Annotated in this window: 26 protein-coding genes; 9 read left to right on the forward strand and 17 right to left on the reverse strand. The window is 68.6% G+C overall.

Annotated features, from left to right (window positions below; all coding sequences use genetic code 11):
* The first annotated feature begins 70 nt into the window (after positions 1-70).
* The 7 genes from RCO38_RS04155 (at position 71) to RCO38_RS04185 (ending at position 7,671) form a co-directional block, all read left to right on the forward strand.
* Positions 71-853, forward strand: coding sequence for a class I SAM-dependent methyltransferase (locus RCO38_RS04155; RefSeq protein WP_308327021.1), 783 nt, complete (start codon positions 71-73; stop codon positions 851-853).
* Entirely contained in the window at positions 850-1,653 is an 804-nt protein-coding gene (locus RCO38_RS04160) for a hypothetical protein (RefSeq protein WP_308327022.1), read from the forward strand. The genes RCO38_RS04155 and RCO38_RS04160 overlap by 4 nt, the downstream gene beginning before the upstream one ends.
* Complete coding sequence (locus RCO38_RS04165; protein WP_308327023.1) at positions 1,643-2,644, forward strand: NAD-dependent epimerase/dehydratase family protein; 1,002 nt, start codon at positions 1,643-1,645, stop codon at positions 2,642-2,644. The genes RCO38_RS04160 and RCO38_RS04165 overlap by 11 nt, the downstream gene beginning before the upstream one ends.
* Positions 2,641-3,402, forward strand: coding sequence for a glycosyltransferase (locus RCO38_RS04170; protein WP_308327024.1), 762 nt, complete (start codon positions 2,641-2,643; stop codon positions 3,400-3,402). Before RCO38_RS04165 ends, RCO38_RS04170 begins: the two co-directional genes overlap by 4 nt.
* Positions 3,403-3,449: 47 nt before the next feature.
* Positions 3,450-5,180: a hypothetical protein gene (locus tag RCO38_RS04175; RefSeq protein WP_308327026.1), complete on the forward strand. Its 1,731-nt coding sequence runs from the start codon at positions 3,450-3,452 to the stop codon at positions 5,178-5,180.
* Positions 5,155-6,924 carry an ABC transporter ATP-binding protein/permease gene (locus tag RCO38_RS04180; RefSeq protein WP_308327027.1) on the forward strand — a complete coding sequence of 590 codons (1,770 nt, stop codon included), beginning with the start codon at positions 5,155-5,157 and terminating at the stop codon, positions 6,922-6,924. Before RCO38_RS04175 ends, RCO38_RS04180 begins: the two co-directional genes overlap by 26 nt.
* 90 nt (positions 6,925-7,014) lie before the next feature.
* The gene (locus RCO38_RS04185; protein WP_308327028.1) at positions 7,015-7,671 is read left to right on the forward strand and encodes a class I SAM-dependent methyltransferase; all 657 of its coding nucleotides are present in this window, start codon (positions 7,015-7,017) and stop codon (positions 7,669-7,671) included.
* 26 nt (positions 7,672-7,697) lie between these two features.
* On the opposite strand, the gene RCO38_RS04190 is transcribed toward RCO38_RS04185, so the two are convergent.
* From RCO38_RS04190 to flgB, 17 genes are all read right to left on the reverse strand, one after another.
* Complete coding sequence (locus tag RCO38_RS04190; RefSeq protein ID WP_308327029.1) at positions 7,698-8,111, reverse strand: VOC family protein; 414 nt, start codon at positions 8,109-8,111, stop codon at positions 7,698-7,700.
* Positions 8,112-8,137: 26 nt separating this feature from the next.
* Positions 8,138-8,770, reverse strand: a complete 633-nt coding sequence (locus tag RCO38_RS04195) for a LysE family translocator (RefSeq protein WP_308327030.1) — start codon at positions 8,768-8,770, stop codon at positions 8,138-8,140.
* A gap of 19 nt (positions 8,771-8,789) precedes the next feature.
* A complete protein-coding gene (locus tag RCO38_RS04200; RefSeq protein ID WP_308327031.1) occupies positions 8,790-9,347 on the reverse strand; it encodes an isochorismatase family protein in 558 nt (185 codons plus the stop codon).
* A gap of 7 nt (positions 9,348-9,354) precedes the next feature.
* Positions 9,355-10,077: a hypothetical protein gene (locus RCO38_RS04205; RefSeq protein ID WP_308327032.1), complete on the reverse strand. Its 723-nt coding sequence runs from the start codon at positions 10,075-10,077 to the stop codon at positions 9,355-9,357.
* A gap of 70 nt (positions 10,078-10,147) precedes the next feature.
* Positions 10,148-10,900: a 7-cyano-7-deazaguanine synthase QueC gene (gene queC / locus RCO38_RS04210; RefSeq protein WP_308327033.1), complete on the reverse strand. Its 753-nt coding sequence runs from the start codon at positions 10,898-10,900 to the stop codon at positions 10,148-10,150.
* A 25-nt stretch (positions 10,901-10,925) separates the two neighbouring features.
* Positions 10,926-12,182 carry an HDOD domain-containing protein gene (locus tag RCO38_RS04215; RefSeq protein WP_308327034.1) on the reverse strand — a complete coding sequence of 419 codons (1,257 nt, stop codon included), beginning with the start codon at positions 12,180-12,182 and terminating at the stop codon, positions 10,926-10,928.
* Between the two features lie 15 nt (positions 12,183-12,197).
* Entirely contained in the window at positions 12,198-13,421 is a 1,224-nt protein-coding gene (flgL, locus tag RCO38_RS04220; protein WP_308327035.1) for a flagellar hook-associated protein FlgL, read from the reverse strand.
* A 17-nt stretch (positions 13,422-13,438) separates the two neighbouring features.
* Positions 13,439-15,349, reverse strand: coding sequence for a flagellar hook-associated protein FlgK (gene flgK, locus RCO38_RS04225; protein ID WP_308327036.1), 1,911 nt, complete (start codon positions 15,347-15,349; stop codon positions 13,439-13,441).
* A 16-nt stretch (positions 15,350-15,365) separates the two neighbouring features.
* Positions 15,366-16,400: a flagellar assembly peptidoglycan hydrolase FlgJ gene (gene flgJ / locus RCO38_RS04230; protein WP_308327037.1), complete on the reverse strand. Its 1,035-nt coding sequence runs from the start codon at positions 16,398-16,400 to the stop codon at positions 15,366-15,368.
* Positions 16,401-16,404: 4 nt separating this feature from the next.
* The gene (locus RCO38_RS04235) at positions 16,405-17,559 is read right to left on the reverse strand and encodes a flagellar basal body P-ring protein FlgI (protein ID WP_308327038.1); all 1,155 of its coding nucleotides are present in this window, start codon (positions 17,557-17,559) and stop codon (positions 16,405-16,407) included.
* Between the two features lie 20 nt (positions 17,560-17,579).
* Positions 17,580-18,251: a flagellar basal body L-ring protein FlgH gene (locus tag RCO38_RS04240; RefSeq protein WP_374694504.1), complete on the reverse strand. Its 672-nt coding sequence runs from the start codon at positions 18,249-18,251 to the stop codon at positions 17,580-17,582.
* Positions 18,251-19,033 (reverse strand): flagellar basal-body rod protein FlgG, encoded by a 783-nt coding sequence (gene flgG / locus RCO38_RS04245; RefSeq protein ID WP_308327040.1) that lies wholly within the window; start codon positions 19,031-19,033, stop codon positions 18,251-18,253. The genes RCO38_RS04240 and flgG overlap by 1 nt, the downstream gene beginning before the upstream one ends.
* A gap of 19 nt (positions 19,034-19,052) precedes the next feature.
* A complete protein-coding gene (flgF, locus tag RCO38_RS04250) occupies positions 19,053-19,793 on the reverse strand; it encodes a flagellar basal-body rod protein FlgF (RefSeq protein ID WP_308327042.1) in 741 nt (246 codons plus the stop codon).
* Between the two features lie 31 nt (positions 19,794-19,824).
* The gene (flgE, locus tag RCO38_RS04255) at positions 19,825-21,039 is read right to left on the reverse strand and encodes a flagellar hook protein FlgE (RefSeq protein ID WP_308327043.1); all 1,215 of its coding nucleotides are present in this window, start codon (positions 21,037-21,039) and stop codon (positions 19,825-19,827) included.
* A gap of 36 nt (positions 21,040-21,075) precedes the next feature.
* Positions 21,076-21,741, reverse strand: a complete 666-nt coding sequence (locus RCO38_RS04260; RefSeq protein ID WP_308327044.1) for a flagellar hook assembly protein FlgD — start codon at positions 21,739-21,741, stop codon at positions 21,076-21,078.
* A 14-nt stretch (positions 21,742-21,755) separates the two neighbouring features.
* Positions 21,756-22,160, reverse strand: a complete 405-nt coding sequence (gene flgC, locus RCO38_RS04265) for a flagellar basal body rod protein FlgC (protein WP_308327045.1) — start codon at positions 22,158-22,160, stop codon at positions 21,756-21,758.
* A 10-nt stretch (positions 22,161-22,170) separates the two neighbouring features.
* Positions 22,171-22,572, reverse strand: coding sequence for a flagellar basal body rod protein FlgB (gene flgB, locus RCO38_RS04270; RefSeq protein WP_308327325.1), 402 nt, complete (start codon positions 22,570-22,572; stop codon positions 22,171-22,173).
* Positions 22,573-22,733: 161 nt separating this feature from the next.
* On the opposite strand from flgB, the gene flgA reads away from it, so the two are divergent.
* Complete coding sequence (gene flgA / locus RCO38_RS04275) at positions 22,734-23,477, forward strand: flagellar basal body P-ring formation chaperone FlgA (RefSeq protein WP_308327046.1); 744 nt, start codon at positions 22,734-22,736, stop codon at positions 23,475-23,477.
* 124 nt (positions 23,478-23,601) lie between these two features.
* On the forward strand, positions 23,602-23,949 hold the full coding sequence (gene flgM, locus RCO38_RS04280; protein ID WP_308327047.1) for a flagellar biosynthesis anti-sigma factor FlgM: 348 nt from the start codon (positions 23,602-23,604) through the stop codon (positions 23,947-23,949).
* Positions 23,950-23,967 lie beyond the last annotated feature (18 nt).

Raw genomic sequence — 23,967 nt, forward strand, 5'->3', positions numbered from 1 at the left:
CCGCTGTGCCGGCACCCCACCAGACCCGGCATGCGAACAGTGCCCGGGCTGCGGCCTGCGGCCTTCGCCCTTGGCTCGTCTCTGGCTGGCGGCCAACGACACCCACCCCGAGGGCTTCGACGCCGAAGCGGCAGACCGGCTATCAGACTTGGCGGCGCAGAAACATTTCTGGATGCGCGAGCGCCAGCGGCTGATGGCGCGGCTGCTTCAACGCATGTCGGGCGGTGGACCGACCTCCTGGCAGAAGGCCCTTGAACTGGGTTGCGGCACCGGCGAACAACTGCGGATGCTGGAGTCGGTGGCCAGGACCGTCACGGCTGTCGACGGGCACCGGTCTCTGCTGGAACAGGCGCATGCCCGTTCCAGCCGCGCCGTTCTGGTACAGGCCGACGTCACGGACACCGCACTGCCCTCCGGAGAGCACGACCTGATCGCCGCCTTCGATGTGATCGAGCATGTCGACGCAGACGCCTTCCTGGCCGAGGCGCGTCGCGTCGCTCGCCCCGGCGCCGACCTGTTGCTGTCGGCACCGGCCTTTCCTTCGCTGTGGAGCGACATGGATGTGCGGGCCGGTCACCGCTGCCGCTACCGCCTGACGCAGATGCGGAAGGAGTTGCTGCGCCACGGCTGGCGCCCCGCAGGCCACACCCATTACCAGTGCCTGTTGTTCCCGCTGGTCTATGCCAGCCGGCGCTGGTCGGGCACCGCCGGACAGGTCGCCGAACGGCGTCCTTCGGCCATGCTGGACCGCTGGCTGGGAGCGGTCAACCGCTTCGAGGTCCAGGCACTGGGCCGCTGCTCGCTGCCCTTCGGGTCGTCGCTGTTCGTATGGGCCAAGGCGGTGGCCTCATGAACCGGCACGCCTCTTCACTGGAGCTGATGCTCTTCGAATCGGGCGCGGCCGGCGCCAAGGCGATGATGGCGGCGGGCATCGACCACTTCGTGGTCGACTGGGAATACATGGGCAAGACTGAGCGACAGAAGGAATTTGACACCGAGATCGCGCCCGTCGGCCCGCAGGCCCTGTCCGATGTGGCCCGCCTTCCCGGCGCCCGGACCTGGTGCCGGATCAATGGCGAGGGGGCGCATACACCGGAAGAGGTCGAGATCGCGGTCGGTGCCGGCGCCCGCGGCATTTTCCTGCCCATGGCCCACTCCCCGGCCGAGGTGGAGCGCTTCCTGCGGCTGGTTGATGGCCGGTGTCAGGTCGGCATCCTGGTCGAGACCACGGCCGCCCTGTCCTGCGCACGCAGTCTTGCGACGCTGCCGCTGGACCGCGTGTACTTCGGGTTGAACGACTTTGCCATCAGCCGCGGCGGCGGATCGATCTTCCGGGCGGTGCTGGACGGTTCGGTGGAGCGGGCCCGCGAAGCCTTTTCCCACACCCCGTTCGGGTTCGGAGGCGTCACCGCGGTGGACGGTGGCACGCCGGTGCCGTGCGCGCGGCTGCTCGAGGAAATGGCCCGCCTGGACTGCCAGTTCGTGTTCCTGCGCCGCTCGTTCAGGCGCGATGTGCAGCGCCTGGGCGCCGCCCGCCTGACAGCGGAGGTGGCCGCCTATTGGCAGCGTTGTCGCGCCCGCACGGCGGCAGAGACCGCGCACGACCGCCGCACACTGGAGCGCTTGCTCGCAGAGGTCTGCGATGCCGTCTGAAGCCTTGGTGCGACTGGCCGGGGCTTTTGAAGGGAAGCGCGTGCTCGTCACCGGCGCTGGCGGCTTCGTCGGTGCCAACCTGGTGCGCGTACTGCTGGCAGGTGGCTGCAGGGTGGAGGCCTTGCAGCGTCCATCGGGCTCGTCGTGGCGGCTGGCCGGGCTGGAGAACCCATGGCTCACCCGCCACGAAGTCGATGTTGCAGACCGTCGGCAGCTGACCGCTGTGTTTGCGCAGGTGCAGCCGGAGGTCGTGTTCCACCTGGCAGTGCCCCGGGGTCACGATGAGCGGGCGCGAGACGAAATGATGCGGGTCAACGTGCTGGGTGCCCACGAGATGATGCGGGTGGTCCGTGCACATGGAACGGGCCGACTGATCGTCGCCGGCAGCATGCTGGAGCACGGACCGTCCGATGCCGCCCTGGGCGAGGACCACCCGACCCGGCCCAACACCTGGCACGGCGCCACCAAGGCCGCCGCCACCCTGCTGTACCAGCAGGGTGGCGGAGAGGGCTTGCCGGTGACGGTCCTGAGACTGGCCCACGTCTATGGTCCGTGGGAATCGGCGCACCGGTTTGCACCGACCGCCATCCGGGCGGCGCTGGAAGACCGGCCTGTGGTGCTGACCCGCGAGCTCGCCCGGCGCGACTGGGTGCATGTGCACGATGTCTGCGAAGCCTTGCTGCTGGCGGGCCTGCGACAGGGGCACGGCGATGTCTACAACATCGGGACCGGCATCGAGACCAGCAACGAAGAACTGCTGGAGCATGTGGCCGCTGCCACGGGCCGCGCGGTCCGGGTGGCCGCCCGGACGCTGGCGCCGCGGATCACCGACGCCCGCCACCGCCATGCCGACCGTTCGCGGGCCGAGCAGGTGCTCGGCTGGGTGCCCCGGCTCAGCCTGAGCGAAGGCCTGCGGCACACCGTGCGCTGGTACGTGGAGAACACGGCAGCCTGGTCCCAGGCAGGTGATGTGCGGCCCGAGGTGGTATGAGCAGACCCGTCGAGGCCGACGTCGTCGTCGTGGTGCCGGTGTACCGCAACGCCCCCACCCTGGAGGAACTGGCGCGCCGGACCCTGGCGGCGCTCGCACCGACCGGCCTGACTCACCGCCTTCTGTTTGTGGTGGATGCGAGTCCCGACGACGCATGGGATCTTGTCTGCCGCATGGCAGGGGAGGAGCCGCGCATCCAGGGGTTGCTGTTGCCCACCAACCAGGGCCAGCATCGCGCGCTCCTGACCGGCATCGCCCACAGCCGCGCGCGTTGGATCGCGGTCATGGACGCCGACCTGCAGGACCCGCCCGAACTGCTGCCGGCCCTGGTGGAGGCCAGTGCAGGTTCCGGTATGACGGCCTTTGCCCGGCGCGAAGGCCGCTACCAGGCGGCCGGCCGCATGCTGACCTCGCGCGTGTTCAAGTCGCTGCTGGGCCTGTTCCTGCGCATGCCCGCCGATGTGGGCACCTATTTCGTGGTGCCAGGGAAGGTCGCCGACAGGATGCGGCGCGCCCCGGTGCGCCATCCCCAGGTGGTGGTGATGGCACGGAGCTTTTCCCCTGGATGGTGCGGCGTGCCCTTCACCCGCCGGGCGCGCGAGGTGGGTGAGTCGGCCTATTCGTCGCGTGCCAGGTGGCGGGCAGCGTTGCGCAGCCTGCGTTGTGCCTGGGAGTGCCGCTGCGCCCGCCGGGTCGGCGAAGACGCCTGGACCGGCGCCGACGCACCCGCTCCCTTCCGGCAAACGACCCGGTCATGACGTTTCCCTCTGCCCCGTCCGCGCGCTTCAGCAGATGGTGGCCACCCTTGGCCGCCGGCACCATCACCCTCGGACTGTGCCTGTCCCTTCTGTGGTGGCTGTACCGCCCGATGGGCGACTGGCTTCGTTCGCCGCTTTACTACGAAGGCGACGGTCTGTGGAACCTGTTCGTCGTCAAGACGGTGATCGAGAACGGCTGGTACGGCGCGAACCCGATGCTGGGTGCGCCCTACGGCGCCCAGTTGCTCGACTTCGCCAAACCCGAGCTGCTGTTCCTGGCCTTCCACAGGCTGGCCGGCGTCTTCACGCACGATGTCGCCCTGATCCACAACCTGTTCTACCTGCTGGGCTTTGCCTGTGTGGCCTTGAGCGCGCTGATGGTGCTGCGCGACGGGTTCCGGCTGCACTGGCCGCTGGCGGTGGCGGGCGCCCTGCTCTACGCCTTTCTGCCCTACCACTTCGTGCGGCTGCCCCACATGTTTCTCTCCAACTACCTCGCCGTCCCGGTCGCGGTGTGGCTGGTGCTGCGTGTGGCGGGCGAGCGCCCCCCCTTCCTTGAGCGCGGCCACTGGGGCCCCAGCTCCTGGCGCGTCTGGCTCGCCTGTGCCGTGGTGGCGTCGACGAGCATCTACTACGCCTTCTTCGGTCTCGTGCTGGTGGCCGCGACCGGGCTGATGGAGTCCCTGCGCAGGGCCGTCTGGCAGCCTTTGAAGTCGGCCACAGCCACCTGCCTGCTGGTGGGCGGACTGGTCGTGCTCAACCTGGCACCGACGTTGCTGTACCAGCACCGGGAAGGCCCCAATCCGGCGGTCGCGGGCCGGGACGTCAGGGAGCTCGACCTGTATGCACTGCAGCCTGTGCAGCTGCTGCTGCCCTCCGGCAGACACCGCGCCGCACCCCTGGCCGGAATCACCCACCGATACAACGCGCAAGCCCTCAACATCAATGAAAACACCGCGTCCGCGCTGGGCATGCTGGGCAGCGCTGGGTTCCTCGCCCTGCTGATCGGGTTGCTGGTCGCCCATCCCCTGCTCAATGCCATGCCCCCGCTGGGCGTCGCGGCGCGCGCCAATGCGGTGGCGCTGGCACTGGCGGTCACCGGCGGCGGCGGCATGCTGCTGGCCCTGCTGGTGTCGCCCCAGTTCCGCGCACTCAACCGCATCAGCGTGGTGATCGCCTTTCTGGCACTGGCAGCGCTGCTGATGATCGTTCAGCACGGTGTGCAGCGGCGCGCAGCGCGGGTGCTGGCGGCCGCCCTGCTGCTGCCGCTGGGTCTGTGGGACCAGGTTCCCGCGGCCGTGGCGCCACAGCGCCAGGCCACCGTGGCCGCCTACAAGGCAGACCGCCATTTCGTGCGCCGGCTCGAGGCGATCGTGCCCCAGGGCTCGGCCATCCTGCAGTGGCCGCACGTGGGTTTTCCGGAAGCACCGCAACTGCACCAGGAAGGCCATTACGCCCATTTGCGGGGTTATCTGCACAGCACCCACCTGCGCTGGAGTTACGGCGGCATGGTGGGACGCGAGAGCGATCTTTGGCTGCGACAGCTTGCCACGCTGCCGGTGCAGGACATGGCACGCGCAGCGGCGGACCGGGGCTTTGCCGGCATCTGGCTGAACCGGCGGGCCCTGCCGGACGGGGGAGCCGCAACGGCCGCCGCGCTGCGCTCCATCGGCGTGGTGCGGACGCTCGACAATGCAGACCGTTCGATTGCCTTTTTCTCGCTCAAACCCCTTGTCCAACCGACCAGAGACCATGACCTCACCCAACCGACTCCTTGAGACGCAGCACTTCCTGCGCAAGGTGCTCGCGCTCGCAGTGCCCTACTTCAACTCGGAAGAGAAGTGGAAGGCGCGCGGGCTGCTGGCGGCGATCATTGCGCTGAACCTCGCGGCCGTGTACATGCTGGTGCTGCTCAACGAGTGGAACCGCGTCTTCTACGACGCGCTGCAGAACAAGGACCAGGTCACCTTCTGGCGCGAGCTGGGCCGCTTCACCTACCTGGCCTTCGGCTTCATCATCATCGCGGTCTACCGCTTCTACCTGCGCCAGGTGCTGGAGATGCGCTGGCGCACCTGGATGACCAAGCACTACCTCGACCGGTGGCTGTCCAACAAGGCCTTCTACCAGCTCGAACTCCACCGTTTCGCCAAGGACACCGACGCGCCGCCGGACAACCCGGACCAGCGCATTGCCGAGGACCTGAACCTGTTCACCAGCTCGACGCTGGGCCTGTCGATGGGCCTGCTGAGTTCGGTGATCACGCTGGTGAGTTTCGTCGGCATCCTCTGGACGCTCTCGGGCAGCTTCTCGTTCGGCTTCAACGGGGGTTCGTACACCATTCCCGGTTTCATGGTCTGGATGGCGGTGCTGTACTGCGCCATCGGCAGCGTGCTGGCGCACTACATCGGCCGGCCGCAGATCAAGCTCAACTTCCAGCAGCAGCGCGTGGAGGCCGACTTCCGGGTGCACCTGGTGCGCGTGCGCGAATACAGCGAGTCGATCGCGCTGGACCGCGGCGAACCCGTCGAACGCCAGCACCTGGGCGAGCGCTTCGGTGCGGTGCTGGACAACTACTGGAAGCTCATCAAGGCGCAGAAGCGCCTGATCTGGTTCACCAACGGCTTCGGTCAGGCGGCCGTGGTGTTCCCCTTCATCGTGGCGGCGCCGCGCTTTTTCAGTGGCGCGATCCAGCTGGGCGAGCTGATGCAGATTTCTTCGGCTTTCGGCCGGGTGCAGGACTCGCTGTCCTGGTTCGTCGACAACTACGACGCCCTGGCCGCCTGGCGCGCCACCACCGACCGCATCACCAGTTTCGAGGAGAGCTTCCAGGCGCTGCAGACCGCGCCACTGCAATCGGTGCCGGCCACCGAGGCCGACACGCTGCAGATCGACACACTCGACCTGGCGCTGCCCGGCGGTGTCGCGCTGATGTCGGCTGGCGGGCTGAGCCTGAAAGCGGGCGACCGCCTGCTGGTCAAAGGGCCGTCGGGCAGCGGCAAGTCCACCCTGTTCCGGGCCCTGGCCGGCATCTGGCCCTGGGCCAAGGGCCGGCTGCAGAAACCCGCCGACTTCGAGCAGCGCGTGATGTTCCTGCCGCAGCGGCCTTACTTCCCCGTGGGCAGCCTGCGCAAGGCGCTGGCCTATCCCGAACCGGCCGAGCGCTACGGCGACGGGCAGCTGAGGCAGGCGCTGGACGAGGCCCTGCTGCCCCACCTGGCCGACCGGCTGGACGAAGAGGACAGCTGGGGCCAGAAGCTCTCGGGCGGCGAGCAGCAGCGGCTCGCGGTGGCGCGCGCCCTGCTCAAGCGGCCTCGCTGGCTGTTTGTGGACGAGGCCACCAGCGCGCTGGACGAAGCGGCCGAGCACACGCTCTACGAGCGCCTGCAGGCGCTGGTGGCGTCACAGGACGGCGCCCTGGTGTCCATCGCCCACCGGCCGGCGGTCGCCGCCTTCCACAACCGGCGCTGGGAGCTGGAACCCGGGGCCGCGGACGGGGCCCGTTTTGCCCTCGCGGCACGCTGAGCGACGGCTGGTAACACACTCGTCCTGCAAAGCCTTGCGCACCTCGCGGCGGCGCCGTAGGCTGGGTGGTTTCCGTGATGGAGACAAACCGTGGGCACACACCCGCCGTCTGGCGCCAGGCGCCCGTCATCGGCCCATCGCCAGGCCCTGCAGCAGTACAGGGCCCGGGCCGAACAATACGACAGCGAACTGGCACCGTTCGAACCCCTGCGCCGGGAGGCGATCCGGCGCCTGGAGTTGCGGCCCGGCGACACCGTGATCGACGTCGGTTGTGGCACCGGCCTGAGCTTCGGGCCGCTGCTCGCCCGCCTGGGCCCGCGTGGCCACATCGTCGGCATCGAACAGTGCCCCGAGATGATGACCAGGGCGCGCCACCGCTTCCACGACCGGCGCACGCACCAGCTCCGGCTGGTGCAGGCCCCGGTGGAAGATGCCCGCTGGCCGGGGCAGGCGGATGCCGCCCTGTTCCACTTCACACACGACATTCTTCGCAGCCCTGCGGCACTCGACAACGTGCTGGCGCACCTCACGCCGGGCGCGCGCGTGGTCGCCACCGGGCTTCAGTGGGCAGCGCCCTGGGTGTGGCCCGTCAACCTGTTCGTGCTGGGTGCGGCGCTGTACTCGGTCAGTTCGCTCGACGGCCTGGCACAGCCCTGGAGCGAACTGACCCCGCGGCTCGACGGCTTCGAGGTGCAGCCGACCTGGATGGGCAGCATCTTCATGGCCTCCGGCGTCTGGCGCGGCTGATGCGCGGCCAGCGCCCGTGACCGACCTCAGGTCCCGGCGACCGGTGGAGAAGGCGGCGCGTGGCACGCCACGCACAGCTTGTTGCCCTCGGTGTCGCGGAAGTAGGCCCCGTAGTAGTGGGCGTGGTACTCGGGCCGCAGGCCAGGCGGTCCCTCGCAGCGCCCGCCCTGCGCCAGCGCCACCGCATGGGCGCGGTCGACCGTGGCGCGGTCCGCGGCCAGGAACGCCGTCATCGCGCCGTTGCCGGGCGTGTGCGGTTGGCCGTCGAAGGGCGTGCCGATCAGCAGCAGCGGTCGCGGATCGGGCGACGACTGCCAGCCGGCCCAGGGGCGCTCCGGTTCGCAGAAGCGCTCCTGCACGCCCAGCACCGGCATCAGCGCGCGGTAGAACGCCAGGGCCCTTGGGAAGTCGGCCACGCCGATGAAGATGTGGGAAAACATGCGGTGCCCCTTCATTGAAACTGGTTTCAGGCCCGAGCCCGCAGTTCCTGCAGCGTGGTCGCCAGCAGGCGCAGCCCGAAGGCGCCAACCAGGCCCGCCGCTCCGCGGTTGAACACCGCGCGCCCGCGCTGGTAGGCGGACTGGATGCGACCATGCGAGAACGCAAGCGCCAGGAACACGTGCCAGACCACGGCGTTGAACCAGACCAGCAGCAGCGCCGCAGCCAGGGTGCCGATGCCCGGAGAGGGAGGCAGCGCGGTGGCAAACACGCTGCCGAAGAACAGCGCGGTCTTGGGGTTGAACACATTGGTGATGAAGCCCATGCGGAACGCCGCCGCCCGGCTGGTCGTCACCGCCTGGACCCCCGCCGCTGCCGTGACCGGCGAGCGCCAGAGCTTCCAGCCCACGTGGCAGAGATAGAGCGCACCCGCGATCTGGAAACCCTGACGCAGCGCCGGATGCGCGGAAAACACCGCCCCCATGCCCAGCAGCGCCAGCGAGGCCCAGAGCAGGGTCACGGTGGTGATGCCCGCAACGGCCGCCAGCGACACGCTGCGGGTGCTGCCCGCGGCCAGTTGGGCGATCAGCACGAAGTTGACTCCCGGACTGACCAGCACGACCCAATGCAGGACGGCGATGGTGAGGAAGGTGGTGAGCATGATGGATTCTCTGAATGGTTCAGTTGAAGCCGAGCTGCACAGCAGGGACCACCCGGTTCCTGCGGCCCGGGTACGACAGCCAGGGCAGCACCGCGTTGAACTCTCGGACGATGTCGCCGGCCTCGACCGCAGTGCCGCCTCCGGTGTCCAGGCGCTTGGCGATGTGCGCGTCGCCCAGCAGCGTCAGGTCGTAGCCACGTTCCAGCGCGGCGTAGGCCGTGGCGCGGATGCACCAGCCGGTGACAGCCCCGCACAGCACGATGTGGGCGACCCCGTGCGCCGCCAGTTCGGCCTCCAGCGTGGTCTGCTCGAACGAGGAGTTGTGCTGCTTGTAGACGCGGATGTCGTCCACCTGCGGCACCAGCGCCGGCACCCACTGCCACTCGGCGCTGCCCCGGGGCAGCTCCTCGTCGTCGTGCTGCACCCAGATGATGGGTGCACCCGCATCGCGGGCCTTGTGCACGGCGATGGTGATGGCGTCGAGCTGACGGGATATGTCGCCCGCAGCGGCGACGACGCCGACCTGCACGTCGACGATGAGCAATGCGGACCGGTTGCCGGTCCGGATGGTGGCCATGGATACGTCAGCTCGATTGGCCAGCGGCATCGCGCCTCTTGTCCACTGGCTTGGCGTTCAACACAGCGTCCCTGAAAGCCGGATCGGCCGCCAGTCCCTTCAGGCTGTCGACGTAGGCGTTCAATATCAGCGTCGACACTCCTCCCGGGAGGTCGCCGTCCACTTCGAATCGCCCCGGTATCTTGCGGGTATAGATGACCTTTTTGCTTGAAATTTCGAGCAGTTCCCAGGTGATCTCTAGCAATGCACCGCCTTTCACAAGGCCTGGAGCACCTGTGCGCAGGTCCGGACTGTGAGCAAAAGGATGCCAAGCGTTCGCATTCACTCTGCTCAGACGCCCTCCCAACAGCAAATCCGGTAAGGCTGACGACTTGAAGACCGAAGTCTCTTCAGGAGCCATTTTGTATCCGAGGGGCGAAAACACACTCGCAAATCCCCTCCGCAAATCACCATCACTGAGCAGACGTGCATCTGGCGGCAATCGTGGGAGGCTCACATCATTCTTCCACCACGTATATTGAATGCCAACACTGGATTCATTCGGGTCAATGTTTGTCACAAAGGGCCCCAACGCCAGGGAGCCGACCGCTTGAGCTTCTGGCACTTTCAACGGCACGGAATCACTGGTTTTGACTACCGGCGTCCCGCCGCACCCCACCAGCAGCAAGATAGCGAACAGCGATGGCAAAAGCCGGGACACAACCGATCTGTTGTCAGTGAAAAAGCTCATTAGGTTGACTCCAAAGTCCGCTTCAAATCGACTATAGCCTGCACCAAAGGATCAGCAGCTTCTGGCGGATTTACTTCAACGTGCAATCACAAAAACGATTCCACCCCCGCGCCCGAAGCTCACACGCTGGGCAGCTGCCGCAGCCGTAGCCCCAGTCGTGGCGGTGTTCCCGGTCGCCGATGTAGCAGGTGTGGGTGTGTTCGACGATCAGGTCGACCAGTGCGTGGCCGCCATCGGCGACGCCCGAATCCTCCCCCAGCTCGTGCGCGAGCTGCCAGGTCTGGGCCTTGTCGATCCACATCAGCGGGGTGTCGATCAGGAAGCGGTGGTCCATGCCGAGGCTGAGCGCCACCTGCAGCGCCTTCATGGTGTCGTCGCGGCAGTCGGGGTAGCCGCTGAAGTCGGTTTCGCAGACGCCGGTGACGATGACCTGGATGTCCCGCCGGTAGGCCAGCGCCGCAGCCAGCGTGAGGAACAGCAGGTTGCGGCCGGGCACGAAGGTGTTGGGCAGGCCGCTGGCCTCCATCCTGAACGCCATGTCGCGGGTGAGCGAGGTTTCGCTGACCTTGCCCAGCACGGCCAGGTCCAGCAGGTGGTCTTCGCCCAGGCGCCCGTCCCAGGCCGGGAACTGCTCGCGGATCTTCTGCAGCACCACCGTGCGCGCCTGCAGCTCCACGCTGTGGCGCTGGCCGTAGTCGAAGCCCAGGGTTTCGACGCGCGGGTAGCGCGCGAGCGCGTGGGCGAGGCAGGTGGTGGAGTCCTGCCCGCCGGAGAACAGGACGAGGGCGCTGGTGTGGTGGGAGGTGCGGGTCTGCGCGTTCATCCGCGCATGGTAGCGGCCACGGGGTTCAGACTCCCCTCAAGGGAGCCTGTGGAGCGGGTGCGAGTCCGTGGTCGCGGCTGGTGGCCAGCATGCGCAGCAGGCCGCGGTTGGCGTGTTCGAGCGTGACCTCGTGCTGTTCGCAGACGCCCGGCAGCCGGTCGATGCGGTCGGCGTCGCCCTGTGCGCGCGCGATGTCCAGCAGCGGGTGGTATGGCCCAATGTGGCTGAGCAGGGCGTCGGATACGCGCGGCGACAGCGGCAGGTGGCCAATCAGCTGGGCCAGCGGCTCGTGCAGCAGGCGGTCGAGCTGGCCGAAGATGGCGGTGGTGTAGACCTCGGCGCGCAGCGCCTCGTCCGAGCCAGGGTCCAGCAGGTGCTGCGCCAGCCGCGCCTGCATCACATGGCCGTAGCGCACCGGGTGCAGGGCCAGGTCTTCGTCAGCGCCGGCCTGCTGCTCGATCAGCCAGCGGTCGAGCGCCGAAAAGCCCAGCATCATGATGGCGTGTCGCAGCGCGCCGATCTCGTGCCGGCCACCGTACAGCGAGGAGTTGACCCTCAGCAGCAGCCGGTACACGAGCACCGGGTCCTGGCGGACGTAGCGTTCGACACGCTCGATGGAGGCGTCTTTCTCGAGCGCCTGGCGGATCAGGGCGATGGCCACCGGGTCGCAGCCGGGGGCCCGGTGGCGGGTGTTGTGCAGCACGTCGTCGTCGGGCCAGCCCAGCACCCCCCAGGCGCCCGCCTCGTCGAGGCAGTGGTCGGCCAGCGCGCGGTTGCACACGTTGCGGTAGATCTGCCCCGGGCGGATCGGTGTGGGCCGCGGCGGCACGGGCACCGCCGCGGTGGGGCGGCACTGCAGGGCCTCCAGGGCGTCGGCCGCGTCCAGGCGCAACAGGCTGCGCACGTCCAGCGGCACGGCGTATTCGTGGCGCACCTCGGCGAAGTCCGCGCGGCGGATGAGCTGGTGGCCTTGGCGCACGGCCTGCGAGAGCAGGGCCAGGCTTTCCGTATGCGCGAACAGGGCCGAGGGCACTTCGAGGCAGGTGTTGGGCACCGGCGTGCACCGCAGGGCCTGGTGCAGCAGCGAGGGCGATTCGAGCGCGAGGATGAGCACCGGCGCAGCCACCGGCCAGTCGTCGCCCAGCACCTGCATCAGGTGGGCCGCGTCGACCGAGGCCGGGTCGGTCGGCAGCACCGTCAGGCGCACCGCCGCGAGCAGCCGGTGCCGGTTCCAGACCGGCTGGTAGGCCATCGCAACGCTGTCGAGGACGGTGTGGCTCATGCGGCGGGTCCGGTGTCAGCTCAGGTACTGGAACAGCGAGAGCTTCTGGATGGACGCATAGGACTGGAGCGCCGCCTGGGCGCCCACTTCCATGGTCTTGAACTCCGAATAGGCCTTGACCAGGTCGATGTCGACGAGCCGGGAGTTTTCAATGGTGTGGTCGGCCTCCCGGTTGCCCAGCAGGTTGTCCATCGAGTCGGCGCGGCCGAGCCACTCGCCGGCCTGTGCGCGTGCCAGCAGCATGCGTTCGTGTCCGGCGTCGAGTTCGGCCAGGGCACGGCCCAGGTTGTGGGTGCGCAGGGCGGCGTCGCCGCTGCCCCCGTTGTCCAGGCGCAGGGTGTCGATGGCGTCCTGCATCACCTTGAACATGTCGGTCGGCGCGGTGGATGGTGTGATGTCCAGCTGGTCGCCGGCACGCGGCTCGCCGTTGAGCTGGAAGGACATGCCGTCGAATTCGATCTGCGAGCCGGAGCTGTAAGGCAGGCCGGTCTGGCCGGGCACGGGGGTGCCGGTGGTCACGTCGACCACGCTGTACTGCATGGCGCCGGCGGTGCCGCTGAAGTCGATGCGGTAGTCGTGGCCGGTGAGCGCCGAGGGGTCGGTCACCTGGCCGGTGTCGCTGCGCAGGCTGCCGGTGTTGCCAGCGGCCAGGTCGATGGAGAAGGTGCCGTTGCCGGCGGGAATGCGCATCCAGATGGCCTCGCCGTCCATGGCGTTGGGCAGCTGGTTGTCGCCGGCGGCCTTCTGGCCGCGCTGGCCGTCAAAACGCACCTCGTTGCTGCCGCTGCCGAACTCCTGCACGAACGGCACGGGCGAGCCGCCCAGTCCGCCGAAGAGGCTCTGCCCGGCGCTGTTCTGGCGGTTCACCGCCGCGAACAGCTGCTCGCGCAGCCCCTCGATTTCCTTGGCCAGGGCCTGGCGCTCGGTGGAGCCGTAGCCGGCGTTGCCGCCCGCGATGATCAGCTCGCGCACCCGCTGCACGAGGTCGCCCGCCTCACCCAGCGCGCTCTCGGCCTGCTGGATGCTGGTGCGCGAGGACTCCAGCGCGCGCTGGTCGGTCTGCACCCGCGAGAGCCGGGTCTGCACCGCTTCGGACAGGGCGGCGGCCACCGGGTCGTCGCTGGCGCGCAGCACCCGCTTGCCGCTGGAGATGCGCTCCTGCTGCGCGGCCAGCTCCGCCTGGCGCTTGGTGATCTGCGCAATGGTGGTGTCGTAGGTGTGGGCGGTGGCGACTCTCATGTCGGGGCTCCCCTGGGTCAGCGCATGGTGTGCAGCAGGGTGTCGAAGGTGCCCTGGGCGATTTGCATGTATTTGGCGGCGGCCTGGTAGGCCTGCTGGTACTGCAGCAGGCGCGCGGCTTCCTCGTCCAGGTTGACACCCGAGACCGCGGCGCGTGCGGCTTCGTTGCTGGCGGCCACCTGGCCGGAGTAGCTGGCGGCGAACTGCGCGCCCTGCACCCGTGTGCCGATGTCGGAGAGCACGGCGCTGTAGCCATTGGAGAGCGAGACGCCGTCGAAGGTGGCGAGGTCGCGCAGCGCCAGCATGCCGCCGGCGTTGCCGCCGTTCTGACCGTAGTTGGAGCTGGGCGCTGCGGTGATGGCGAAGCTGTCGCCGGCGGACGGGTTGCCGCGCAGCGTGAGACTCCAGCCATTGAGCACGATGGGCTGACCCGGCGTGTAGTTGTAGCTCGCGGGCGGACCCGCGTTGTCCGGCGGCGGGTTGCCCGGGCCCAGGCCGGTGGCGGTGAAGCTGCCGTCGGCCAGGAAGGTCAGGGTCACCGGGTCGGTGAGGTTGGCCGAGGGCTCCACCGGATACAGGCTGACGATGCCCATGCCGCTGGTGTTGCCGCTGCCGGGCGTGACCATCACCGGGCTGGCTGCGGCCAGGCGGTCGGCCGCGCTCACGGCCATCTGCATGTTGCGGGCCACCGCTGCGAACGGGCGCACGAGGAAGCCGTCGCCCGTGGCCGCGGCACCGCTGTCGATCTGGAAGCTCAGGCCGTCGAGCTCGGCGGGCAGGCCGGCGAAGGAACTGATCTGGCCGTCGGAGAGGCGCACGATGTCGACGCCGGTGGCCGTGAAGTTGACCTGGTAGTCCGACGGCTGGAGGGCCGTGGGGTCGCTGACCTCGGCGTGCATCGCCGCATTGCCCGTGTTGGTGGGCACGGGCAGGCCGGCCACATCGGCCGGCGGCACGAAGAAGGGCTCGCCGGTGCCACCCTGCAGGTTCACGCCGAGCGCGTGCTGGGTGTTCACCGTCGTGGCCAGCGCCAGCGCCATGCGGCCGATCTGGTTGGTGACATCCTTCAGGTCTTCGTCGATGAACTGCACGACGCCGCCCAGCTTGCCGCCCAGGGCGCTGCCGTCGAGCTCCATGGTGGAGCTGCCCTGCTGGAACTGGATGCGCTGCTGCGAGCCGTCGGTGCTGTCGGGCACCACCGCCAGGCGGGCGGCGCCGCTGCCCAACACCAGCGGCTGGCTGCCGGCGACGAACACATTGATGCGGCCGTCGTCGGCGTTCACCGTGCTCACCTGTACCAGCTTGCTGAGCTCGCCGATGAGCTGGTCGCGCTGGTCCAGCAGGTCGTTGGGTTCGCCGGCGCTGCCCTGGTTCTCCAGGATCTTCTGGTTGATCTTGGCAATGTCCTCGGCCAGCCGGTTGATGTTGTTCACCGTGTCGCCCACCTGCTGGCGGGCGCTGGTGGTGAGGATGTCCAGCTGGCCGGCGGTGTCGCGCAGGCGCGAGGCGATCTCCTCGCCTCGCCCGATCACCACCGAACGAGCGGCCATGTTGGTGGGCGACGAGGCCACGTCGGACCAGGCGTTGAGCAGGTCGTTCATCGCTGCGCCCAGACCGCCTTCACCGGTCGGGAAGATGTTTTCCAGCTGCGCCAGCCGCGCCAGGCGTTCGCTGTCGGCCGAAGCCACCGAGCTGGAGAGCTGGGCCTCGCGCGTGAGGTAGGCGTCGTGCATGCGGGCCACGGTGCCCAGCTCGACCCCTTTGCCGAGAAAGAAGCCGCCCAGCGGCTGGTAACCGGCGCTGCGCATCTCCACCGTCTGGCGCGAGTAGCCGGCGGTGTTGACGTTGGCGATGTTGTGCCCGATGACCTGCAGCGCCGAAAGATTGGCGGTGAGGGCCTGGCTGCCGATGTTGAGTGCGGATGACATGGCGGTGTTCCTGCGCTCAGTTCAGCGCCGACATCTGAGCGCGTTGCAGGCTCAGCGCCGTGTTGATCGACCGGCTGAGCTTGGCCGCGTACTGCGGATCGGTGGCGTAACCGGCGCGCTGCAGGCTGCTGGCAAAGCCGTTCACCGAGCCGATCTGGTCCATGGCCTTGTCGTAGCGCGGGCTGCGCGTGATCAGGCGCGCGTAGTCGCGGAAGGAGTCGGCGTAGGAGTCGTAGGCGCGAAAGCGTGCGGTGGTCTTGCGCGGCACGCCATTGACGTATTCGGTGGTGGTCACCTCGGCCACCTTGCCCTTCCACGAGGACGTGGCCTTGATGCCGAACAGGTTGTGGGACGGCGTGCCGTCGCGCATGCGGATCTCGCTCTTGCCCCAGCCGGTCTCGTGGCCGGCCTGGCCGATCATGTATCCGGCCGGGATGCCCGATTCGCGCGCCACGGTGGCGGCGGCCTGGTGGTGCTGCTGCACGAAGTCGGCCTGGCGCTGGCTGGGCGACATCGCGCGGCGGGCGGCGGCCGACGGCTGGGCAGCCGACGCCGCGGCCTCGGCCCCGGTGGTGGTCGCCGGTGGAGCGTACTTGAGCAGGTTGCGCAGGTCCGAGCGCTTGAGCGGCTTGAACTCCATGGCGTCGCCGGTGCCCGGGGTGCCGGTGCTGGTGGCCGACGGGTCGGCCGCGGCGGCCTTGCCGTCCGCGGTGGCGCCGGCCTTGGCCTGCGCCGCGTTCATCTGGCGGCTGAGCTGGCGCTCGATCGACTCGCTCAAGCCCCCGGGCAGGCCCGAGAGCTGCACCGCCAGCTGCTGGTCGAGCAGGTCGGTGCCCAGGTCGCTGCCCTCGCCTTCGAGCAGGCCGGACTTCTGGGTCGCGTCGCGCATGCTCTTGATCAGCTCGCGCATGAACAGCGACTCGAACTGCTTGGCCGCTTCCTTGAGCGCACCCTTGCCACCGTCGCCATCGCGCGCCGCGCCGTACTTCAGCGCGTTGAGCGCGCCCGGGTCGGCGGCCAGGCCTTGGGTGGTGGGCTGCAGCGAAGACATGGCGTCAGATCACTTCAAGCTCGGCGTTCATGGCGCCGGCGGCCTTGATCGCCTGCAGGATGGCGAGCAGGTCCTGCGGCGTGGCGCCCAGGCCGTTGAGCATGCGCACCAGGTCGGCGAGCTGCGGCGCGGCGTCCATCTTGATGAGCGCGCCGCCGTCCTGGCTGATCTTGATGTCGGTCTTCTCGGCCACCACGGTCTGGCCCTGCGACAGCGGGTTGGGCTGGCTGACCACCGGGGTCGAGCTGATGCTCACCGAGAGGTTGCCATGCGCCACCGCAACGGGACCGAGCGTGACGGCCTGGTTCATGACGATGGAGCCGGTGCGGGTGTTGATGATCACCTTGGCCACCGGCACCGTGGCCTCCAGCGGAATCTCTTCGATCTCGGCCATGAAGCTCACGCGGGCGTCGGGGTTGGCCGGCGCGCGCAGGCGCACCAGGCGACCGTCCACCGCGCTGGCCACGCCGGTGCCCATGCGGTCATTGATCGCCTGCGCCACGCGGCGCGCGGTCTGGAAATCGGCCGAGTTCAGGCCCAGGTCGATGGTGTCGCCGAAGGCGAACGCGGTCGGCACCGCGCGCTCGACCTGCGCCCCCGCGGGGATGCGGCCGGCGCTCAGGTGGTTGATCTGCACCTTGCTGCCGCCGCCCGAGGCGCCGGCGCCGCCGACCAGCAGGTTGCCCTGGGCCAGCGCGTAGATCTCGCCGTCGGCACCCTTGAGCGGCGTGGTGATGAGGGTGCCGCCGCGCAGCGACTTGGCATTGCCCATGGACGAGACGGTGACGTCGATCATCTGGCCCGGCTGGGCGAACGGCGGCAGCTGCGCGGTGACCATCACGGCCGCCACATTCTTCATCTGCACCTTGGCGTCGGCCGGCAGGGTCAGGCCCAGCTGCTGCAGGTAGTTGTTCATGCCCTGCGAGGTGTAGGGCATCTGCGTGGTCTGGTCGCCCGTGCCGTCCAGGCCCACCACCAGACCGAAGCCGGTGAGCTGGTTGCTGCGCACGCCCTGCACCGCCGCGATCTCCTTGATGCGCATGGCGTTCGCATTCAGCGGCCAGCCCAGCCAGACCAGCAGGCCGATGGCCAGCACGGACCAGGCCAGCAGGCGGTGCCAGCCGGCGTCGAGGGGGATGGAGCGGTGCTGCGGGTTCATGAGAACAATGCTAGGCAGCCTCAGAACGGGAAAACATTCAAAAAGAACCGTCCCAACCAGCCTATTGAGAGCGCTTCGTCCACGGCGCCTCGTCCTCGCGACTCGATGCGCGCGTTGGCCACCTGGGTCGATGCGACCGTGTTGCCCGGGCGGATGTGGCGCGGGTCGATGGTGCCGGAGAACTTGAGCACGTCGACGTTGCTGTTGATGCCGATCTGCTTCTCGCCCGCCACCAGCAGGTGGCCGTTGGGCAGCACTTCCTGCACCGTGACCGTGATGACACCCGAGAAGTCGTTCTTGTTGGCGTTGTCGCCCTTGCCCGCGAACTCGTTGCCCGACTCGCCGCCGAGGTTGAAGTTGCGGTCGCGCGTGAGTTCCTTGGCCACGATGCCGGGAATGGCCGTGACCGACCCCGAGGCGCTGCCGCTGCGGTTGATGTTGGCCGAGGACGACTGGCTGGCGCTGACCTTCTCGGTGATCTGGATGGTCAGCGTGTCGCCCGGCAGGCGCGCGCGCGGGTCCTCGAACGCGGGCCGGTAGCGCGCCGCCGAGAACAGGCTGCCGCCGGTCTGCGCGGGCGTGGTGGTCTGCGCATAGTTGATGGGCCGCACCGGCACCACGTCGACCGGTTTGGTCATGCAGCCGGTGAGCGCGACCGCGGCGAGCAACAGGAGGTGTTTCATGGCCGTCATCACAGCTGGCCCAGACGCTGCAGCATCTGGTCGGACGTCTGGATCGCCTTGGAGTTCATCTCGTAGGCGCGTTGGGTCTGGATCATGGTCACCAGCTCCTGCACCACGTTGACGTTGGAGGTTTCGACATAGCCCTGCATCAGAGTGCCCATGCCGGCCGTGCCGGGCGCACCCGTCACCGGGTTGCCCGAGGCCACGGTCTCGGTGTAGAGGTTCTGGCCCTTGGGCTCCAGGCCGGCCGGGTTGATGAAGGTGGCCAGCTCGATGTTGCCCAGCTGCTGCGGCTGGGCGTTGCCCGGCACCTTGGCGGTGACCACGCCGTCGCTGCCGATGGTCACGCTCTGCGCTTCGGCGGGCACGGTGATGTCGCCCGCGATCGCCAGGCCGCTGGAAGTCACCAGGCGGCCCTGCGAATCGACCTGCAGGCTGCCGTCGCGGGTGTAGCCGGTGGTGCCGTCGGGCAGCGCCACCTGCAGGAAGCCTTGGCCGTTGACGGCGATGTCCAGCTGGTTGCCCGACTGCTGCAGGCTGCCCTGGCTGAACTGGCGCGAGGTGGCCACGGTGCGCACGCCCAGGCCGATCTGCAGGCCGGTGGGCAGGTTGTTCTGCTCGGTGTCGGCGGCGCCGACCTGGCGCAGGTTCTGGTACATCAGGTCCTCGAACACGGCGCTGGCGCGCTTGAAGCCGTTCGTGGACACGTTGGCCATGTTGTTCGAGATCACGTCCAGCTGCGTCTGCTGGGCCTGCATGCCGGTCTTGGAAATCCAGAGGGAATTGATCATGGTGTTCTCCTGATGGCGTTCAGCCGTTCATGTTGAGCAGCCGCGACGCGGTCTGGTCGTTCTTTTCACCGTTCTGCAGCATGCGCATCTGCTGCTCGAACTGGCGCGAGACCGCGATCATTCCGACCATGGCCTCGATGGGGTTCACGTTGCTGCCTTCCAGGGCCCCGCCCTGCACGCGGGCGTTGGCATCGGCGTCCAGCGCCTCGCCCACCACCGGGCGGAACAGCCCGTCCTCGCTGCGCTTGAGGCGGTTCTCGTCGTTGGGCGTGACCAGCTTGAGCTTGGCCACGCGCTGCGGCGCCTGGTCGCCAACGCGGGCGGTGAGCGTGCCGTCGGCGCCGAAGGACAGCTGGGCGTTGGCCGGCACGCTGATGGGCGAGCCGCCGTCGTCGAGCACCGGCAGGCCGTGGGCGTTGACCAGGGCGCCGTCGGCGCTGACCTCGAAGGCGCCGCCGCGGGTGTAGGCCTCGGTGCCGTCCAGGCCCTGCACCGAAAACCAGGCGTTGCTGCGCGCGGCCACGTCCAGGCTGCGGCCGGTCGGGTTGATCGGGCCGGAGACCTCGGAGTGGCCGGCGCTGGCTTCGAGGGCGAACACCCGGGAGCTGGTGCCGTCGCCGCGCACCGGCACCGCGCGGAAGGTCGCCAGCTCGGCGCGGAAGCCCGGCGTGGACGCATTGGCCAGGTTGTTCGCCAGCAGCTGCTGCCGGTGGGCAGCGGCGTTGGCGCCGGTCATGGCGGTGTAGATCATGCGGTCCATGCAGGGCTCCTAGAGAGGTGGTGTCCGCCGATCAGCGCATGTTCAGCAGGGTCGACAGGACCTGGTCCTGCGTCTTGATGGTCTGCGCGTTGGCCTGGTAGGCGCGCTGCGCGGTCATCATGTTCACCAGCTCGGCGGTGAGGTCGACGTTGGAATCCTCCAGCGCGCCGGAGCGCAGCAGGCCCATGTTGCCCTCGCCCGGCGCGCCGCGCACCGGCTCGCCCGAGGCGAAGGTCTGGGTCCAGTTGCCACCGCCGTTGGGCTGAAGGCCCTGCACGTTGCGGAAGTTGACCAGCGCGATCTGGCCGGCCGCCTGCGACTGGCCGTTGGAGTACTTGGCCATGATCACGCCCGCGTCGCTGATGTTCAGGCTGGTGAGTTCGCCGGGGCGGTAGCCGTCCTGCGTGAGCTCGTTGACCGCGAAGTCGACACCGAACTGGGTGGTGGCGCCGAAATCGAGGTCGACCATGAAGGTCTGGGCCGGGTCGTTGGGCGAGGCCAGCTGCAGCTGCGGGATGACGGTGGCCGGGTCCAGGGTGCCATCGGGCATGAAGTTCAGCGCGAACGGCGCCGACAGCGCCGGGTCGGCGCCGTTGACGCCGGTGTAGACGTTCCACTGGTTGTTGCCGATCTTCTCGAACACCAGGCTGACCGGAATCTCCAGGCCCTGCTGGTCGTAGGCGATGACGGAGGTGCCGTAGGTGCCAAACGGCGTGGGCGGCACGGCGGCGGCGGCGATCGGCGCCCGCGCGTCCAGGTTCACTTCGGTCGCGATGCCGGTGGTCGCCCGGGCCGGGATCGGGCCACCGGTGGGCAAGGTCAGGGGCGCCGACTCGAAGCCCTGGCGCACGCCGTTGACATCGGTGGGATAACCCATGAGCTGGCCCCCGAGGTTGTTCACGATCTCGCCGTCGCGGTTGAGCTTGAACATGCCGGCGCGCGAGTAGGCCAGCGAGCCGTCGGGCATGGTGAGTTCGAAGAAGCCGTTGCCGTTGATGGCCACGTCCAGCGAGTTGCCCGTGACCGAGATGTTGCCCTGCGTGAACTGTTGCGCCACGGCGGACACCTGCACGCCGATGCCGGCGTTGACGCTGCCCGCCGCGTTGATGGAGCTGGCATAGATCTCGCCGAATTCGGCGCGGGAGGCCTTCATGCCGACGGTGTTGGCGTTGGCGATGTTGTGGCCGATCACGTCCAGGTTGCGGCTGGAGGCGTTCAGACCGGAGAGTCCTTGCTGGAATGCCATGGTGGTGTCCTTCGGGGTGGGAGTCGGGAATGGGGCTTACATGAAGCCGCGCACCTGGTCGTAGCCCAGGGAACGGCCGTTGCTCAGCTGGATGCTCATGGCGCCGTTGGACAGGCCCACGGAAGCGATGCGCACACGCTGCAGTTCGGTGTCGGTGACGGGGGTGCTGCCGTTGCTGGCGCGCACGGAGAACTTGGCCACCTGGTTCGGGTCGACCGAGCCGGCGGGCCATTCGAAGCCGTGCTGGCCGGCCTCGCGCGCGCCCAGGTCGAGGGTCTGCAGGGTCTCGCCGTTCTTGCCGATGATGTCGACCTTGACGCTGGTGGCGGCGCCGTCGAGCGTGAAGGCGCCCTTGCCCGTGCTGCCGGTGAAGGCCAGTGTGTCGCCCTCGATCAGCGCGTCCTTGCCGATCAGCGTGGTGCCCTGCATCGCCTGGGACGAGGCCATCTGGTCGGCCATGCCCTTGAGGGTCTGGTTGAGCTGCTGGATGCCGCTGACCGTGTTGATCTGCGCCATCTGCGTGGTCATCTGGGCGTTGTCCATCGGGTTGAGCGGGTCCTGGTTGTTGATCTGCGCGACCAGCAACTTGAGGAAACGGTCCTGCATCGCCTGCGGATCGTTGGTGGTGTTGCCACCGGCGCCGGTGGTGCTGCCCACGGTGGTGCCGAGGTTGGAGAGGTCCAGGGGGGACATCAGGCTCATGGTTCAGTTCCCTTTCACTGGCCCATCTGCAGGGTCTTGAGCAGCAGCGACTTGGCCGTGTTCATGACCTCGACGTTGTTCTGGTAGGCGCGCGAGGCGGAGATCATGTTGACCATCTCCTCCACCGGGTTCACGTTGGAGTGCGTCACATAGCCCTCGGCGTCGGCGCTGGGGTGGTGCGGGTTGTGCACCCGGCGGCCCGGCGCCTCGCTCTCGGTGATGTCCTTCACCTTCACGCCGGCCGTGGCCTGGTCGCCCATGGGCACGGTCTGGAACACCACCTGGCGCGCCTTGTAGCTCTGGCCGTCGGGGCCGGCCACGGCGTCGGCGTTGGCCAGGTTGCTGGCCACCACGTTGAGGCGCTGGGCCTGCGAGCTGATCGCACTGCCGGAGACGCCGAAGATCGAAAACATGGACATGAGGCTCTCCTTACTGGCCGGTGATGGCGGACAGCATGGTCTTCACGTTGGAGTTGATGAAGCGCAGCGTCGACTCGTAGCGGATGCTGTTGTCGACGAAGTTGGCACGCTCGCGGTCGAGGTCGACCGAGTTGCCGTCCTGGCTGGGCTGGGTCTGCACGGCATAGCCCATCTTCGGGTCGCCGGGCTGCGGGCCCGACAGGCGCATGTGGCCGGCCGCGGTCTGCGCCAGACCCTGGCGGTTCGTGCCCCCGGTGGCGTCCTTCAGCGCGGCGGCGAAATCGAAGTCGCGCGCGATGTAGCCCGGGGTGTCGGCGTTGGCGATGTTGCTGGCGATCACCTGCTGGCGGTGTGAACGCAGCATCAGCGACTGGCCATAGGCGTCGAGCCGGGCGGTCATCTGTTCGAGCATGTCGTTCTCCAGCGGGTTGAAGGAAGGCGGCGCCACAGGGGATGGCACCGGGTTGCGGACAAGTGTGCGAAAACTTGAGGGTCGGCAGCGCCGAAAGAAAGCGCGGGTTTGACCCGCATTTCGGTCCTTAGCAAGTCCGGTTCAGGACCTACAGTGGCCCTATGCGAAATTGCCTCCACCCCCTTTCACGCGCCCTCGGCTGGCTGCTGGCCGGCCTGATGGCCACCGGCCTGGCGCGCGCCCAGGCGGTGGCCTCGCAGAGCGAATTTGCACAGCTCGAACAGATGGCGCGCGAATGGGTGCAGCCCGCGCTGGCTTCGGTCACCGGACCGGACGGCGGCGGCGCTCTGCGCCCCGAGATCCTGTTCGGCTCGCTGGACGCGCGCCTGAAGCTCACGCCCTGCACCCACATCGAGCCCTACCTGCCGCCGGGCACGCGGCTGTGGGGCCGCAGCCGGATCGGCCTGCGCTGCCTGGACGGCCCGGTGCGCTGGAACGTGTTCATGCCGGTCACCGTCAAGGCCTGGGGGCCGGGCTGGGTGCTCAAGCGCCCGGTGCCGGCCGGCTCGGTGCTGGCTCAGGACGACGCCGAACTGGCCGATATGGACTGGGCGGAGCAGCCCTACGCGGTGCTGGCCAATCCGGACCGCTGGGTCGGCCAGCAGGCGGCCTACGCGCTGCAGCCCGGCCAGGCCATCCGCCAGAACATGGTGCGGCCGGTGCCCGCCTTCGGACCGGGCGCCCAGGTGCGGGTCAGCAGCGTCGGCGCCGGCTTCCAGGTGGTGGTCAGCGGCGAGGCCCTGACCGCCGGGATTCCGGGGCAGAGCGTGCGGGTGCGCCTCAACGGCGGCCGCATCGTGACGGGCACCGTGCGCGACGGCCAGACGGTCGACGTGCGTTTGTGAAACCTTTTTTATCCAGATTTCGCGGGGCTTTTGTGATGTACTCCACAAAAAAGGGCTCAAGTCCCCCCGCTTTTGAGCCGATAGTCATTCCACAACGCCCCGAATGCGGGGTCTGGAGAGTGAAATGAAAGTCGAATCTTCTGCACCGGATTCCTATATCGGCTCCGTGGCGGGCGGCCCCCAGAAGGCCGCCGAGAAGCCGAACGCGGGCGCTGAAGCGGCTGCGGCCGGAGGTCTGGCTGCGGCAACGGCCCAGCCCCAGGCCGGCGTGACCGTCACGCTCTCGTCGTCCGCCTCGCAGGCCCTGTCCAGCGGCGGTGGCAGCGACGTGTTCAACGCCGAGAAGGTGGAGGCCATGAAACAGGCCATCGCCGACGGCAGCTTCAAGGTCAACGCCGAAGCCATCGCCGACAAGATGTTGTCCAACGCCGCCGAAATGCTCAGCGCCAACACCGGCGCGCCACGCGGCTGATCGTTCCCCCAGGAGCCC

The sequence above is a fragment of the Hydrogenophaga pseudoflava genome (assembly GCF_031020795.1).
Taxonomy (GTDB): domain Bacteria; phylum Pseudomonadota; class Gammaproteobacteria; order Burkholderiales; family Burkholderiaceae_C; genus Hydrogenophaga; species Hydrogenophaga pseudoflava_A.